This window comes from Tenacibaculum xiamenense, assembly GCF_964513065.1.
GTDB lineage: Bacteria > Bacteroidota > Bacteroidia > Flavobacteriales > Flavobacteriaceae > Polaribacter > Polaribacter xiamenense.
The window spans coordinates 1-1,528 of the sequence record NZ_CAZEQU010000024.1; the positions used below are offsets into that span (position 1 = coordinate 1).

The 1,528-nt window shown below is 28.5% G+C and carries 1 protein-coding gene; it reads left to right on the forward strand.

Going from position 1 to position 1,528, the window contains the following annotated elements:
* Positions 1-1,528 (forward strand): helix-turn-helix domain-containing protein (locus ACKTTV_RS10005; RefSeq protein ID WP_408030704.1); only part of this gene is annotated, 1,528 nt, incomplete at both ends.

The window sequence follows — 1,528 nt, forward strand, 5'->3', positions numbered from 1 at the left end:
TTACTTGAAAGCTCTGAAAGAGAAAGATACTATGAAAATGCTTGATGGGAAATACTATCTAGCCGATATTAAAAACGATGATGATTTATATTTAAAATTTTGCGATTCTTTAATTTCAATTTATCGTAAAAACCCTAACAAGACTTTTCCTGTATCCATATATATAGATAAATCACACTTTTATTTTCAAAAAGCAAGATATTCTTTAGCTCTAAAGGAATTAACAGAAGCTGAAAAAGCTCTTAAAAAAATAAAAAATGACAGCTTACAAAACTTATTATACGCATGGCTTGGTTTAATCAAAGACCATAACAAAGATTATAAAAAATCTTTATATTTCTTTAAGAAGGCATATAATTTTGCTAAAAGGAAAAATTACCTCAAAGACAACTACATTTTTCTTTCTTTACCGGCTAATATTTCTGATGAATATAACAACATCAATCAACTCGATTCTGCTCATAAATATATCAACGAAGCTAAAGAAACTTACACCGAACATAAAGAAAACGCTTTCCTTGGTCTTGCGCTATTTATAAAAGGGAAAATTGAAATAAAAGAACGAGAATATTCAATTGCCATTGAGTCATTACAAAAGTCCATTCCATATTTTATAGATGATGAAAACTATAGAGTTTTAATTATGGTTTACATCAAAATTGCCCAATGCTATGAAAAAATAAATCATTATCAGCTCTCCAAAACATACCATCTAAAATCAGACTCCTTATATGAGTTAAAGAAAATTAAAAATCGTTCATTGAAACATACTTTCTCTTTTCTAGTAAACCACTACAAAAAAGAGCACAACTTAGAAAAACAACTTCATTATATAAATAAACTAATGGATTTGAAAGAATTTCGCTTCACCGAGAAAAGCAAAATCCAGCAAACATTTACCAATGAGTTTGATATCCCTAAGTTACTTGAAGAAAGAAAACGTATAGTCGAAGAATTGGAGGCCAAATCAAGAAAGAATCAATTTGTTTTTATTTCCCTATTAGCTATTTCAATAGGCTTTATTTTTTATCAAGTTAGAAAAAACAGAATTCAAAGGAAGCGCTTTGAAGCACTACTCTATAAACAGAAAAAAGGCAATGAATCCTTAATAAATACTCAAGTTCAAGGTTCAAGACCTAAACTGGAACTTTCAGAAAATATTATTACCAACATTCTTAAACGACTTGAAAAGTTTGAAGATAATAACGAGTTTGTCAATGTAAATTTAAATCTTCAAAATCTAGCTTCACAATTTGAAACCAATGCGAGCTATTTATCAAAAGTAGTGAATCACTATAAACAGGCTTCTTTTTCTAATTATATCAATCAGCTCCGTATTGAATACTGCGTTGAGCAATTGAAACATAATGAGCTTTGGAGAAAATATACCATTAAAGCCATTGCTAATGAAGTTGGTTTTAATAAAGCAGAGTCTTTTTCAAAAGCATTTTATAAATATACTGAGCTAAGACCTTCTTATTTTATTAAGGAATTAAAGAAAACTCAAACAACTAATATCTCCAATGAA